The organism is Roseateles sp. Mitsp63 (assembly GCF_059491535.1).
The window spans coordinates 3,222,179-3,237,076 of sequence record NZ_CP168509.1 but is presented as its reverse complement, the minus strand read 5'-3'; the positions used below and the strand labels follow the sequence as shown (position 1 = coordinate 3,237,076).

Sequence of the window (14,898 nt, the reverse complement as noted above, 5' to 3'; positions counted from 1 at the left end):
CTCAGTCGGCCAGCGCGGCCGCGAGGTCCTTGACCCGCTGCGCGTCGGCGTTCACGGCCTTGGCGATGGCGGCGCCGTACTGGCTGTCGGCCTTCTGGAAGAACGAGAGCATCGTGTACTTCGTCGTCTCGTCCTTCACCTGGCCGAGGTCGCCGGCCAGGTTGGCGACGAGGTTGGCCTGCTCCTGCTTCGACAGCGAGCGGTAGAAGTCCCCCGCCTGCCGGAAGTTCTGCGTCTTGGCGATGCGTGCCTGCTGCGTGGTGCCGCTCAGCGGCAGGGTGCTGTAGCGCAGCGCGGCATCCTGCGGCTTGGGCTCGAGACGCGAGGGCTCGTAGTTGACCTTGCCGACCCGGGCGCCGCCATTGAGCGCGCCATCCTGGTTGTTGTTGTTCACCGCCGCCTTGGGCGCGTTGATCGGCAGTTGATAGGCGTTGGCGCCGATGCGATGCAGCTGCGTGTCGTTGTAGCTGAAGACCCGGCCCTGCAGCAGGCGGTCCTCCGAGGGCTCGATGCCCGGCACCAGGTTGCCGGGCGCGAACGCGGCCTGCTCGGTCTCCTGGAAGACGTTGGCGGGATTGCGGTTCAGCGTCAGCGTGCCCACCTTGGTCTCGGGCACGCCGGGCCAGATCTTGGTCGCGTCCAGCGGATCGAACTCGAAGGCGCCGAGCTGCTCGGGCTTGAGCAGCTGGACGTAGAGGTCCCACTTCGGGAAGTTGCCGGCGTTGATGGCCTGGACCAGGTCCTCGGTGGCGTGATTGAAGCTGCGGCCCTGCACTTCCGAGGCCTCGCGCGCCGTCAGGTTCTTCAGGCCCTGCAGGCTCTTCCAGTGGAACTTGACGTAGGTGATGCCGCCCTGCGCGTTGACGAACTTGTAGGCGTGCACGCCGTTGCCGTCCATCGTGCGGTAGCTGGCCGGCGTGCCCTGGTCCGAGTACACCCGGGTCAGCATGTGCGTCGCCTCCGGCACGTGCGAGAAGAAGTCGAAGAAGCGGTTGGGATCCTGGACGTTGGTGTCCGGACTCGGCTTGAGGCTGTGGACCATGTCCGGGAACTTGATCGCGTCGCGGATGAAGAAGACCGGCAGGTTGTTCCCCACCAGGTCCCAGTTGCCCTCGGCGGTATAGAACTTCGTCGCGAAGCCGCGCGGGTCGCGCAGCGTTTCCGGCGAATGGTTGCCGTGGATCACCGTGGAGAAGCGGACGAACACCGGCGTGCGCGTGCCCGGCACGAAGACCTTGGCGCGGGTCACGCCGGAGAGATCGGCCGAGGCGACGAATTCGCCGTGGGCACCAGTGCCGCGCGCATGCACGACGCGCTCGGGCACGCGCTCGCGGTCGAAGCGCTGCAGCTTCTGGATCAGCTGCACGTCCTGGAGCAGCACGGGGCCGTTCGGTCCGGCGGTCTGCGAGTTCTGGTTGTCGCCGACCGGCGCGCCGTTGTCGCGGGTCAAGGCCTGGCACCAGGCCAGGGTCGGCGTGGACAGCAGGGTCGCCAGACCCAGGGTGGCCAGCGGCAGCCGGCGGGTGATCGAGCGCATCATGGGATCGGTCCTCCTTGATCGATACAGGGATGCGCGAGCGTAGTGACACCCCCCTGCCCGTTCAATTGAACCTTTCTGAATCAGCGATTGATGTCCTCGATCACCGCCTGGCCAGGCGCGGACGCCAGCGGCAGCACGCCGTCCGGCAGCGGCGCCTGCAGGCTGGCCGCGAGGCTGGCCAGTTCCTCGCGGCGCGGATGTCCGGCGCGCCAGGCCAGGCCGATGCGGCGTGACTCGCCGCCGGCGGAGGGCCGCACGAGCAGCCGCGATGCGCCCTGCTCCGCGCGCGCGGCCAGCGCGGGCAGGAAGGTGTAGCCCAGGCCGGCGGACACCAGCTGGCGCAGCGTTTCGAGGCTGGTGGCGCGGCAGTCCGAGGCATGGTCCGGCGCGATGCCCCGCCGCTCGCAGATGGCCAGCGCCTGGCCGCGCAGGCAATGCCCCTCGGTGAGCAGCAGCAGCTTGAGATGCGCCAGCTGCGCGGCATCGATGGGCCCGTCGGGGAGTCCTTCCGTCCGGGGCGGACAGGCGACGAAGAACGGTTCGTCGAACAGCGGATGCTCGACCACGTCGGAACGGCGGAACGCGGGCAGCGCGACCACGGCGGCGTCGATCTGTTGCTCGTCGAGCTTCTCCTCCAGCCGGCGGGTCGTGTCCTCGACCAGGACCAGGTGCAGGCGCGGATATTGGCGCGACAGCTGGGGCAGCATCCACGGCAGGTAGTACGGCGCCAGCGACGGGATGACGCCGATGTTGAAGGCGCCTTCGAGCGGACCGCGCCGCTGGCGGGTCAGCAGCAGGATCTCGTCGGCCAGGCCCAGCAGGCGCGCGGCGCGCTCGGCGATCACCTCGCCCATGGAGGTCGGCACCGGACGGCGGCCGCTGCGGTCGATGAGCGTCACGCCGAGGTAGTCCTCCAGCTTGCGCAGCTGAAGGCTCAGCGTCGATTGGGTCACGCAGCAGGCTTCGGCCGCCTGGCCGAAATGCCGATGCTCCACGAGCGCCACCAGATAGCGCAACTCCCGCAATGTCATGGTGTCTTCCTTGAGCTTGCGGCGAGGGTATCGAAGCCTGGCCGCCGAACTCGCGGCCCGCGCGAAAACATCGCTATGGCGGCGATACATGCAATCGAATGGACGGCGCGCCGCGGGCGCCCGTCCAACTGAGGCGTCCGCTCAGCTGGCAGTCTGGCGCGCCAGCCAGGCCGTCAGCGTCCGCGTCACGAAGCCGGGGTTCTCCAGATTCGAGATGTGACCCGCGTCGGGAACGATCACCCGCTCGCAGCCGATGACTTCGGCCATCCGGGCGGTCTCGGCTGGCGGACGCGGAATGTCCAGCGCGCCGCACATCAGCAGCGTGCGCCCGGCATCCAGCGCCGACAGGCGCTGCACCGACTCCGGACGTCCGAAGATCAGGCGCCCCAGCGGCACGATGGCCTCGCGCAGCCGCGCGGTGGAGAAGCCCTCCAGCGCGCGCCGGAAGGCCGTCGGCAAGGGGCCGCTCAGGTCGGCGCCGCCGCGGAAGAACAGCGGGACCACCGCGTCGAGGATGGGCGGCGGGAAGCTGCCCAGCGACTCGACCGTATCGAGCATCTGGAAGTAGCGCATGCGGGTCGCGTCCGGCTCGGCGCCGAGATAGGTGTCCATCATCGCCAGCGCGCGCACGCGTCCGGGCTCGCGCAGGGCGAGCTCCGCGCCCCACATGCCGCCGACCGACAGACCCACCACCGCGCATTCGCGGATGTCCAGCGCGTCGAGCAGCAGGCCCGCGTGCGCGGCCAGGTCGCCCAGCGTGCGCGTGCCCTCGGGCGGCGCGTCGGATCGTCCATGGCCCCAGAGGTCGGGCGCGATGACGCGATGGGTCCGCGAAAGCGCCTCGATCTGCGGCGCCCACATGGCGGAATCCCAGAGGTAGCTGTGTGCGAGCAGAAGAGGAAATCCGGTCCCGCGCTCCTGGAAATGCAAGGAGCGGCCGGCGATGTCGATGATGGGCATGGGGTGCGTGAAGTGAGGGGAATGGGGAAGCCGCGGGAGGGGCATCGCCCACCCGCTGAGCGGCCGCCGGGCGTGAGTGTGTCCAGGTCAGGAATGCGTCTGCGCGTCCTCATGCGCGTGCCGATGCCTAAGCTGCGGCTGCCCCTCCCCGGTCTCGATCAACGGCCGCGGCGGCACGAGTTCCTGCCCGGGCTCCGCGGGCACCCGGACCGGCTCGGCCCGCACCGCCCCGTCGGCCTGCCAGGTGCCGCCGATGGTCTTGTACTTGAGCCCTTCGTACGCCGCCTCCACCAGGTTGGTGACTCCCACCCGCAACCATTCCGGCTGGTCCTTCAGCGCGAAGCCCAGGCCGTTGAAGATCGCGTTGCCGGCGCCGATCGCCGTCATCCGCGCCGGCGTCTGATCCAGCAGCCGGCCGTAGTCGCGCTTGGCGGGATCGAGCGCCTTCAGCTGCGGGCTCCACTGCTGCACCGTGCCGGCCTGCTCGGCCTCGTGCTGCGTGACCGAGAACCAGTCGGAGGCCTCCACCGCCGTGTTGATGGCGGCCTTCACCGCCGACACCGCCGCCTTCGTCATCCAGGCCTCGCCCCGCGTCATCGCGGTGCTGGTGCCGCGCAGCACCGCGTCGGCCTCGGCCGCGCCGGGCACGGCCGACGGCAGATAGCTGAACGCGTGATTGCCCACCGCGTTGGCCATGCCGTAGAACTTGGCCGACGCAACCATGTGGATGCCGCTGACGCCGCCGTTCGTCGGCCCCGCCGTGCCCACCATGGAGAACGAGGCCTGCAGCGAATCGCGCATGCCGGAATACAGCATGGCCTTGAAGTCGGTGACGAACAGCCGCGTGGCGCGCTCGTTGTCGGGGTTCGCGCCACGCGCGGCCAGCTGGCCCACCGCGATGTGCGTCAGCGACGCCACGACCTGCAGCGTGCTGACCGTGCGCGAATGCTTCTGCTGCTCCAAGCGCTTGCTCGCCTGCGCGTCGGGCGGCAGCGCGTCCCACTGCGCTCGCGACATCGCATGGAAGCCGCGCGCCGCCGCGTCCGGATTGCGGCTTTCGCGGTAGCGGCGCAGCGACTGCGCGCCCACGCTGACCACGGCCATGCCGACCTGCAATCCCAGCGCGTGATTCGGCGGCATGTGCCGCATCGACAGGATCATCGCCTCGGCCATCATCTCGCGCAGGAAGGTCGGCACGCCCACGGTGATGGACTGGTGGATCAGGTGGCCCGCCGCCGCGCCGGCGAGGCGGCCGCCAGGGTTCAGCAGGCTGAGCGAGGACGCCTGCTCGAGGGCCTCGTTCCCGACGCTGCGCGCGGCCCCGGCGACCCGGTGGCCGGCGGCGGTCGCGCGGCCGGACACCTCGCTCGCGACCTGACCGGCCGCGTGACGCACGGTGGCGGCTGTCTCCGTGGCGGTCTGCCGGACCGTGGTGGCCGCCTGTGCCGCAGTTCGCGCCGTCGCGTCCGCCGCCCGGCCCAGCGTGGCGCCGGCATCGCTGAAGACGGCGGCGATCGTCGCCCGCCAGCTGCGCGCCGCGGGCGGCTCCTGAACGACCGCCTGACCGGTCTCGATGTCGCCATGGCCGGAGCGGCGCTCGGACCAGACCTCGCTCGCCGAATCCCACGCCGGCAGTGCCGTGGTCGAGAACACGCTGCTCCGCCCCGAGTGCCCCGGCAGCATGGCTTCGGTGTCCTGCGAACGGCCGGGGCTGAACTGCGCCTCGAGCGTCGGTCGGCCGCCGGGCACCTCGGCCCGTGGCGACATCGGCCCCGCGTGCGGCATCGACGCCGAGCGGCCCGTCAGGTGCTCATGCGTCAGCGTGGGCTGCCGGCGGTCGACGTCGGTATCGGCGCGCCGCGTCAGCGAGGAGTCGCCGCCGGCCGTGGACGCGGGGGCGCCGGTCGATCGGACGTTGGGGATGCTGGGAATGCTCATGATCGCGCGGCCTCGGCAAAGGAGGACCGGGACGGCGTGACCGACGCGGCGGCGGTCAGGCCGGCCAGCCGCGGCACCGCGACCGTGACGAGGTTGGCCAGCGCGGCGAACTCGCGCAGCCAGGCGGCGAAGGCCGGCGCGCGGCGATCGCCGATGGACCAGCGGCACAGCAGCGCGGGTCCCGTGGCGGTGCGGGCGATGGTCACGCCCGATCGCACCATCAGCGGCACGCTGGCGCGCAAGGCATCGCGCCGCGTGGCGGCATCGTCGAGCCAGGTGGCCGGCAGCGCGGTGCTGAGCACCAGCGCGCCGTCGCCGTCCGAGAAGGCGGCGGCGATGTCGCGGCATTCCAGCGCGATGACACCGGTGCGCGCGGCCTCCGCCGCCTGCGCGCCCGTGGCGCCGAGCGCGAGCGCCGCGTCGCGCCACAGCGCCAGCGCGGCGGGCGGCGCCTCGAGTTCCTGTTCCAGCGCCGCTGGCGCGTCGAGCGTCCTGTCGTTCATGCGGCGGCTCCTTCGCGTCCGGCTTCGACGGCCTCGACGGTCTCGACGGTCTCGACGGTCTTGAGGCCCGCGGCCGCCGCGGCGCCCGCGCTGACCGCCCGGGCCAGTTCGAGCATGCCGTCCAGCCGTGCCGCCAGCAGCGCGGCATCGTCCAGGCCGGCGGGCAACGGCATCAGCAGGACGGCGTCGCCGTCCTCCTCCAGGCCGAAGGCCCAGGCATGGGCCAGCATGGCCTGGCCGTTGGCCAGCAGCAGCGCGTCGGCCCAGACCGAGGCCGGCACGCCGTCCGGCTGCGGCACCTGCAGGGTCATCAGCCAGGCGCCGTCCTCATCCGGCGATGGCATCACCCGCGCCACGAGGCCGTCCACCGCGATGGCGCCGCTGCCGGCGAAGCGCCGGGCCTGGGCCGGGCCGGCGCCGAGCGAGATGGCGGCGTCGTTCAAGCACTGCTGCTGGCGAGGCGACAGGGCTGACGCAGCCTCCGCCGTGTGCGCCGGCTCTGACGCTGGCGATGATGTGAATGTCATGACCCTTCTCCTGCGGCGCTGGGGGGCCGCGCGCTCGGCAGGACGGAACACCCGCGCTGCCGATGGCCCGTTGGGACCATGACTCGATGCTAGGAATTGCAACGGAGCTGCAACCGCATCGCGCGAAGGGCCGTGCGCGGGAACGAATCCATCGGGGTCAGTCGTTGCCCCCCGCCGGGCTGGACGACGGCATCACCACGGTCGCGCCCTCGGCATTGGCCGGCGTGCCCATCATGACCTGGAGGCGGCCCGTATCGGTGCTGACCTTCGGGCCGATGCGCAGCGTCGAGTCGCGGTCGTCCAGCCGCACCAGGTGCGATCGCACGCCGCTGAACTGCGAATCGTCGATCGACACGTTGGCCTTGATCGGCTGGCCGCCCAGCGTCACCAGCAACTGGCCGACGTCCTCGGCATAGACGCCGCTGAGCTTCACGTTGGCGTCGCCATTGACCTGGATCGCCTTGTCATGCGAGTGCCGGAACGAGGAGTTCCGGATCTCGACCTCGGCAGGCCGGTCGTTGGGAATCGATCCCGGAGAGATCCCCGCCAGCTGGGCATCGTGGGCCCGGTTGCCCGGTCCGTCGATGGTGATCATGTCGTCCGGGCCGCCCTGCACCGCATGCACGTTGTCGATCTTGGCGTCGCCCAGCAGATGCACGCCGTCGCCGCCCTTGAACTGCACGTTCTTGAGCGTGGCGCCCGGGCCGAGGATGAACACCGGCTGGTAGGTCTCGGCCGAGTTGCCGTTGAGCCCCGACCCGGCGGTGAACAACTGATCCTTGCCGTCGAAGGTCTGGCCGGCGCCGACGACGATGGGCTTGTCCACCACGACCTCACCGCGATGGGGCGGCAGCACCGACGTCGCCGGGGAACTCGTGGACACCGGGCTCGTGCCATCGGGCTTGCCAGCGGGTCCGATGGAGGGCGCAGGTGCCGGCGCGGGCGCGGGATCGAGCAGCGGATCGGGCGTCGCCGGAGCCGCCGCGTGATGGTGATGGTGATGACGGCCATGAGCCGGAGCCGCTTCCGGCGGCGCGGGCACAGGCGCTGGAGCTGGCGGCACATCGCCAGGGCCGGCGGCCCCGGAGGCTCCGCTCCCCGTGCCACCGAGGCCACCACCCATGCCACCACCCATACCGCCGCCCATGCCGCCGCCCGGGGCACCACCCATGCCGCCTCCACCACCTCCGCCACCTCCTCCGCCAGGCATGCCTTGCTGCCCTTGCTGCCCCTGCTGCGCGGCCTGCAGCGACTGCAGCAGCTGCTGCACCAGCATCGCGATGATCTGCTGGACCAGCTGCGTCATGAGCGGAGCGATGGTGTTGGCCTGCGGCGCGGGCTGCGGGTCCGCGTAGAGCTGCTGCTGGTACAGCTGCTGCATCGGCGACAGGCTCGAGCCGCTGCCGCTGCCGCTGCCGTTGAGGGAAGAGATCGGATCGATGGCGCTCATGGAAGCTCCTTGGCGTTGGAATGACGAACGCCGCAGTCAAGCCGCGGCGGTGGGAATGAAGCGGGGGCGTGTCACCGCTGGCGAGCGGCGCGCATCTTGGAGAGCCCGAAAGCAGTGGCGGCCAGGCCGCCGGCGGCGACGGCGCCTTGCGCCAGCAGCGCCCCGACGCCGGGCCCGTCCGCGGCCGCTTCCTGCGGCGAGTTCCGCGCCACCGGGCCGGCGACATGCGCCGCGTCGGCCAGGCGGCCCGCCCTCACCGCCGCGATGCGATCGGCGTCGAGCGCCTGCTTCTCGACCACGAAGACCTTGGTCCGCAGGTCGACCAGCTCCTGGTTGCGTCCGGTCTCGATGTGCTCGCCCGGCTTGAGCTCGATCCGCAGGCCGGAATGACCGCGGGGCAGCGTCGTGTCATGCCGGGCGGCGTAGACCTCTTCCTCGGGCTGGTCGGTGAGCGTGTTCTCCCCGGCGTGGCGCAAGGTGCCGGCGGTCTCGGACTTCGCGCTGGCGGCGTTGGCCGTCACGTCGGTCATGCCGCCCAGGATCTGCCAGGTGAAGAACTGCCGGTCGCCGCCTTCAGGCTTCACCGAGAAGTCCTCGTAGCGGTAGGCCGCCGAGGTCGCGGCCTTGCCCAGGCCGTCCTTGTCCGCGGCCATGCTCTGCCCGACCAGCGCCATCGCCTGGCCCGTGACCGAGCCCGCCCCGGACGACGGCGCCTCGATCACCTTGATGGCCATCGCCTGCCAGCCCTGGATCCAGGCCAGCGCCGTGTCCGCCATCCCCTGCGCGCCCTGCGGGTCGTGACCGGGCTTGGCCGGGTACAGCCGCCGCAGGTCGGGGTTCTCGATGAAGCTTTCGCTGAACACCGGCACCACCTTGATCCCCTGCAGCGTCTGCAGCAGCTCCTGGCGGCGCTCGCGGTCCTCGGGCCGGGTCGGATGGATGCCGTAGCGTTCCTGCAGGTTGCCCAGGAACTGGTCGAAGCCGCCGGGATAGGCCTTCGCATAGAGCTTCAGCGCGGTGAAGCGCTGCAGCTCCGGTTGCTGCCTGAGCAGGTCGAAGGCCGCCTCGGCGGTCTGCTCCTTGCAGTCCAGCGCGATCGACATGCCGGGCTTGGTGCGGGCGATGTCGAGCAGCGCGTCCTTGACCGTGGCGATCTTCTGGTCGGTCTGGACGAAGTCGCCGCTGGCCGGATGACGGATCACGAGGGGCTTGGCGGTCAACTCGGCCGCGTCGACGTGGCTGACGAGCCGGTTCTTCGGGTCGTCGGTCATGCGGCCGATGGTGAAGTCGTGCAGCATCACCGGCACGCCGTCGCGGCTGACCTCGATGTCGAGTTCCAGGCTGCGATAGCCCGCCTTGTAGGCGTTGTCGATGGCCGCCAGCGAGTTCTCCGGAATGCCGTTGCGGTTGTCGATCAACCCGCGGTGCACGACGATCTCCTTGCCCAGCGCCTTCGTGTCGGCAGCGTCGAAGTAGTTGGGATGCGTGAACGCGCTGACGTCCTGGCGCTGGCCGCCGATCGCCTCGTGCCTGTTGGGCTGGAAGAAATCGGCGCCCTGGGTCGAGGACGGGATGGCATGGCCGGCGTAGGCTGGCAACAGGTCCAGCGGTTTCGTCTGCGGGCCCAGGGCCGCCTTCAGGCCGCGCTGGGCGGCGGGCGTCAGGTCGTCGCTGGCGGCGAAGGCCTTGTCGATGTTGACGACCAGCTGGTTGCGCGCGGTGTCGATGAACACGGGGAACCGGTCGGGCTGACCGCTCACGGACCGGGCGTCCCGCGCCAGCGCCTTGAAGTGGCTGGCGTCGACATAGACATGGTCCAGCCGGCCCGACGTGAACTTGCCCAGCGCGCTGCCGCTCGGCGGCTTCGCGTCGCCCAGCGCCTTGGCGACATGGGCGCCGGCGGCTTCCAGCACGATGCGATGGGCCGCCAGCCGCGCGTCGGCGCCCTTCCACAGCGGCGCGTCGATCGCGAGCAGCGTCTTGCTGTTGCCCGCCACCTGATGCTCGAAGGTGTAGGGCCGCAGGATCGCGTCGGCCAGCGCGCCCTGGCCCGGCAACTGCGCGCGCAGCTGGCGGGGGCCGCCGGGATCCTTCGGTCCGGCCCGGCGGCCGCCGAGGCCTTCCGGCCCCTGGAGCAGGGCCGGCGCCGCCAGCGGCTCGGCGGCCTTTGGAGCGAGAGGCGTGGCGGCCGTCGCGATGGACGGCGCGAGGGAGGAGGCGACGGGAGTGATGGGCGGCATGACAACGATCTCTGAGGGAGGAATGACCGTCACTGTCGAAAGCCGACCTGACCGCCTTTTGACACCCGCCGAAGCGCCGTCCGAGGGCGCGAAGCCGCCGCGGCCCTTCGCGCGGGACGACGCTGCTGCGCCCGGGCGCGGCGCCGCGGATCACCGGCCCGCCACGATCCTGGCGAAGGAGCTGTCCATGTCCTTCACCACCCGAATCGCGCGCCAGCTTGGCATCTCCCGTGTCAACGTCGACACGCCCCTGTCCCAGGAGCAGCGCACGCCGCTGCTGCCCAGCACGGCCATCCGCCCGCTGGAGATCCCGCCGGCGCGGCCGCAGCCCGACGCCGGCGCCGCGCCGCGCGCCCCGCTTCCGGCCCAGGCGATCGATGCCGGCGCCAGCGCCGCGGCCGCCGTGTCCGCGCCAGACCTGGCGTCGCGCGCCGCGCCCACCGGCGCGGTGCTGCTCGACGCGATGCGCGCCGCCCGTCCGGATTTCGCATCGCTGACCGCCACCCTGTTCGCGCGCGACACCGCGGTGCCCGAGGACCTGGCGCTGCTGACCGCCCGGCTGTCGCGGCTGGACCTGTCCGGCGCGCCGCCGACACCCGAGCTGCCGTCCGCGCCGGTGGTGCTGCTGACGCAGTCGCTGGCGGCCGCCTGCGACGGCGACGCGCGCCTGGCGATGGATGCCTTGGACTCGCTGGCCGCGCTCGACGCGGAGGCGGAGCTGATCGCGGCCTGGCAGGCCGGGGCGAACCGGACGCCGGCGGGCTCGCCGCTGCCGTCCGCGTCGCCATCGCCGTCCGCCGCGCTGCTGGGTCCCGGGCGGCTCACCGACGTCGGGCGCCGCCGGCGCCAGGACGGGCTGCGCAACAACCGGCTGGGCTGGGGACCGATGCTGATCGAGCACGCGGCCGCGGACGAGCTCGCTGCCCGCCAGGCTGCATGGCGGACCTCCTCCGCGCTGGGCGGCACGCCGGCTGGCATGGACGTGCTGATGGCGGTCACCGCGCGGCCGGTCGATCCCGCGCGGCGGCGCGACTTCGCGCTGCTGCTGAAGGCCTCGGAGGGCGCGCCGCGCGAGCTCGGTCATCGCGGCGATCCGACGGCGCTGCTGCGTGATCCGGCCGCGCTGCGGTCGCTCACCGGCGAGGCGGTCTTCTGCGCCGCCGCGCGGATGGCGGGCGACGTGGAGGCCGCGCAGCCGCATCGCTGGGCGCTCGCGGCCGTGCGCAACGACCTGCACGAGTCCGGCCCCGGCACGCTGTTCGCGGCGCTCGACGCGCGGCTGATGAAGATGGGCCGCTGGATCGACCGCGCCGCGCCGCGCGACGGCCTGGGCCTGCGCAATCCGCTGATCGGCAAGTCCCCGTTCCGGGCGCTGCGGCATGGCGTGCAGGGCGTGGAACGCGGACCGGCCGCGGCACGCCATCGCCCGGCGCGCGAGCGCGCCTTGACCGAAGCCGCCACCGCGCTGCGGGACGAGCTGCTGCGCGCGCCGGCAGGCCGCTCGAGCGGGCCGGCCTCGGTGCCGGCCGCCCTGTTGCGCGCCGCGGTCCTGTCGCACTGCCTGGAGGACACGAGGCCTGCCTTCGAGCGCGCCGGCTTCGATGCCGATGCGCGCTCGGCGATCGCGGAGCGCCTGGCGCGGCTGATGCTGTCCGAGGCGGCCGCCGCGGATCCGCCGGTGGTGAGCGCCCTCGCCCGCCGGCTCGGCGAGCTGCCCGAGATGGAGGCACTGGGCGCGCTGCGCCTGGATTCGGCGGCACTGACCGCCTGGGTGGCCGATGCCCGCTCGGACGGCGCGAGTTCCGCCAACGCGGCGTCCGGTCCGTCCGGATCCCTGCTCCTCACCGCATCGGCCGCGCTCGCCCGCGCCGAGGACGAGGCCAACGGCCGCGACACGCGCGTGAAGGCGGTCGACCGCGAGACGCTGCGGACCGCGCTCAAGGACATCGTCGCCAACATCGAGGGCTCGTCGCGGCTGCGCTTGACCGGTGGCGGCATCGCCGGCGTCGGGCTGCGGCAGATCACGGCGTCGATCAGCGCGGTGGCCTCGGCGCTGTTCGTGCGCGGACGCGTCGATGCCCGCGCGCAGCGGGCGCGGCATGCCGTCTTCGAGATCGCCATGCCGCCCTACGACATGGAGATCGTGCTCGGGACGCAGCGCCAGGCCACGCACCAGGTGGGCGTGGGCGTGAGCGCGGGGCCGGATCTGGGCCTGTTCAAGGTCGGCGGCACTGTCGACGCGCTGCTCTACGGCCACGACCGCTCCGAGCTGCAGGGACTGTCGCTGCGCCTGCCGCGCGTGGGACGGCCGGTGGCCGAGCTGCGCGAGGACTTCTCGCGCCTGATCGACCGGCTCATCGACCACAGCGCCGGCGGAGCGGCCCGCAACCCCGGCGACCCATCGCTGCTGCGCCAGCTGCTGCAGGAGTTTCCGGACGTGACCATCAACCACATCGGCGACGCGGGCGACGCGCGCCGCCGGCACGGCCTGGGCGCCGACGTCACCGCGTCGCTGGGCAAATGGCGGCTCAAGGCGACGGCCAGCGCCGGAGGCTACGTCGAGACGCAGCGCGACGTCACCCGCCGCTACGGCGACGCCAGCGGCGCGATGCGCGTCGAACGCAGCATCGACGGGCATGGCAGCCGCGCCGGCGTCGCCGTGCGGGCTTCGCTGGGCGTGTCGCAGACGGTGGCCGGATCGGTCGGCGATGCCGGCAAGGCCGACCTCACGATGGGCGCGCTGCAGGCGGGCATCGGCGCGGAACGCATCCTGGGCGGCGTCTTCGAGCGCCGCGAGGCCGTCTACGAGGACGGCCGCCTGCATCCGCTGTCCTTCGTCGAGACCGAATACCAGGACCTCGAAGCGTTTGCCAGGCAGGTGACGCCGCAGCTCGGCGACTGGGTCGCGGCCGGCGCGGATCGCCGGCGGTTGGAACAGTTGGTCGCCGATATCCAGCAGCACGCCAGTCCCAACCACAGCGCCGCGGCGCGGATGGTGGTCGGGACGGCGATGCGGCTGCGCGACGATGCGTTCCGCTCCGCGCTCGCGCTGTGCGAGCGCCAGCCGGGCGGCCTGCCGGCGGAAGCGGCCGCGCTGGAGCGCGAGATCGAGTCCCAATGGCGCGATCCCGCCGCGATGCGGCCGTACTCGATGCGCTCCTACGAGCGCAACATGGCGCAGCGCACGCACGGGCTGGACCTGGTCGTCCAGCTCGGCAGCGTGACCGCGGCCGAGGCCTCGCACATCGACGCGCGGGTCGACGTGCCGGCGCGCTGAGCCCGCGCGCGTCCCGCCGCGAACCTTCCTCGGCAAGCCCTCGTCCGCGAAGCCCCGGCACCAGGCCGGGGCGGTTCACGATCAGCCGCTGTAGGGCTTGTAGTCCCAGGCACCGACGCCGCGAACGTTGGCCGTGTCGGGCGCGAGCACCTTGTCCGGCGTGCTCTCGATCGCCACGTCCGGCGCGATGTTGATGTTGGCCTTCTCGACGTCGCTGCGCACCACGGCCTCCTTGCCGTTGCGGAAGACCGAGTTGCGGATGTCGATGCTGATCGGGAAGTCGTGGCCGCCGTTGGTGCGCACCGCCTTGCCGAAGCCGTCCGCGGTGAAGCCGTCGATCGACAGCGAGCCCGGCGCGTTGATCTGGAAGATCTTGTCGGCGGCCGCGTAGGCGCCGCCGCCGATCACGTGGACGTTGCCCGGGCCCTTCATCGTCATCGCGTCCTCGCCGACGTCCTTCCACCAGACGTTCTTCAGCGTCGCGTCGCCGCGCGTGTGGATGCCGTCGCCGCCGGCGACCTGCACGTTCTCCAGCTTCGCGCCGGGCTCGAGGATGAAAACCGGCTTCTGGGTTTCGCTCTGACCGCCGTCGCCCAGCGACGGGCCGGCCTGGTAGAGCTTGCCCTCGCCGTTGAAGGTCTGCCCGGCCTTGACCACGATGGGCTCGTTCACGATCACCTTTCCGGTCGCCGGCGGGATCTCGGTCGGCTTGCCCGCGCCCGAGGCGGACGTGGGCGCGGGTGGAGAGGACGGAGACGGCGGCGCGGACGGCGTGCTCGGCGTGCTCGACGTCGACGGCGTGCCCGGGTTGGCCGGTGTCGATGGCGTGCTCGGCGACGACCAGGGATCGGACTCCGGCGAAGAAGGCATCGATGGGATCGATGGGATCGATGGCATCGACGAGAACGGCGAGCCGCCGCCCGGTCCACCCGCGCCCGGCGACGGGCCGCCCATGCCGCCGAATGGCGAGGCGCCACCGCCGCCGCCGCCGCCGCCGCCCGCTCCGCTGCCGAAGCCCCCGCCTCCACCGCCGCCGAACTGGTTGGCCAGCTGATTGGCGGCACTGGTGGGCTGCAGGCCGTTCTGCGAGAGCGACTGCAGCAGTGGCAACAAGGCCTGCAGCAACTGGAGGATGCTGTTGACCAGCGCGACCTGGCCGGGCGACCCGCCGCTGGCGGGCCCTGACGGCTGCGCGGCGGGCGCGTTGAGGTACATGCTGTAGAGGTCGAGCGGCGACGGGCGCTGCACGGACGAGGGGCGATCGATCGCATCGATGGACATGGCTGCTCCTGGGTAAGGCCGGAATGGCGCGGCGCGCTGCGCGTGATGAATTGGTGAGCGTAGGCATCGCCCTGCGCACGCTGCGCCCCTGGGCGAAGCGGCGTACCGGGCGGCGAAGCGCCGTGGGGCCGGGTCTTGCCCCCTTCGCTCG

General features: G+C 72.2%; 10 protein-coding genes. 1 reads left to right on the top strand and 9 read right to left on the bottom strand.

Features of this window, described 5'->3' with window-relative positions:
- Window position 1 precedes the first annotated feature (1 nt).
- From ACEN96_RS14320 to ACEN96_RS14285, 8 genes are all read right to left on the bottom strand, one after another.
- Window positions 2-1,537: a catalase gene (locus tag ACEN96_RS14320; protein ID WP_495588613.1), complete on the bottom strand. Its 1,536-nt coding sequence runs from the start codon at window positions 1,535-1,537 to the stop codon at window positions 2-4.
- An 83-nt stretch (window positions 1,538-1,620) separates the two neighbouring features.
- Entirely contained in the window at window positions 1,621-2,571 is a 951-nt protein-coding gene (locus ACEN96_RS14315; protein WP_495583761.1) for a LysR substrate-binding domain-containing protein, read from the bottom strand.
- Between the two features lie 141 nt (window positions 2,572-2,712).
- Complete coding sequence (locus ACEN96_RS14310) at window positions 2,713-3,531, bottom strand: alpha/beta fold hydrolase (protein WP_495583760.1); 819 nt, start codon at window positions 3,529-3,531, stop codon at window positions 2,713-2,715.
- Between the two features lie 87 nt (window positions 3,532-3,618).
- A complete protein-coding gene (locus ACEN96_RS14305; RefSeq protein ID WP_495583759.1) occupies window positions 3,619-5,469 on the bottom strand; it encodes a hypothetical protein in 1,851 nt (616 codons plus the stop codon).
- Complete coding sequence (locus ACEN96_RS14300; RefSeq protein WP_495583758.1) at window positions 5,466-5,972, bottom strand: hypothetical protein; 507 nt, start codon at window positions 5,970-5,972, stop codon at window positions 5,466-5,468. Before ACEN96_RS14300 ends, ACEN96_RS14305 begins: the two co-directional genes overlap by 4 nt.
- A complete protein-coding gene (locus ACEN96_RS14295) occupies window positions 5,969-6,415 on the bottom strand; it encodes a hypothetical protein (protein WP_495583757.1) in 447 nt (148 codons plus the stop codon). Before ACEN96_RS14295 ends, ACEN96_RS14300 begins: the two co-directional genes overlap by 4 nt.
- 241 nt (window positions 6,416-6,656) lie before the next feature.
- Window positions 6,657-7,949 carry a pectate lyase gene (locus tag ACEN96_RS14290; RefSeq protein ID WP_495583756.1) on the bottom strand — a complete coding sequence of 431 codons (1,293 nt, stop codon included), beginning with the start codon at window positions 7,947-7,949 and terminating at the stop codon, window positions 6,657-6,659.
- 71 nt (window positions 7,950-8,020) lie between these two features.
- Complete coding sequence (locus ACEN96_RS14285; RefSeq protein ID WP_495583755.1) at window positions 8,021-10,189, bottom strand: glycerophosphodiester phosphodiesterase family protein; 2,169 nt, start codon at window positions 10,187-10,189, stop codon at window positions 8,021-8,023.
- Between the two features lie 187 nt (window positions 10,190-10,376).
- Between ACEN96_RS14285 and ACEN96_RS14280 the strand changes: the two genes are divergently transcribed.
- The gene (locus ACEN96_RS14280) at window positions 10,377-13,466 is read left to right on the top strand and encodes a hypothetical protein (protein WP_495583754.1); all 3,090 of its coding nucleotides are present in this window, start codon (window positions 10,377-10,379) and stop codon (window positions 13,464-13,466) included.
- Window positions 13,467-13,547: 81 nt separating this feature from the next.
- On the opposite strand, the gene ACEN96_RS14275 is transcribed toward ACEN96_RS14280, so the two are convergent.
- Complete coding sequence (locus ACEN96_RS14275) at window positions 13,548-14,747, bottom strand: pectate lyase (protein ID WP_495583753.1); 1,200 nt, start codon at window positions 14,745-14,747, stop codon at window positions 13,548-13,550.
- Window positions 14,748-14,898 lie beyond the last annotated feature (151 nt).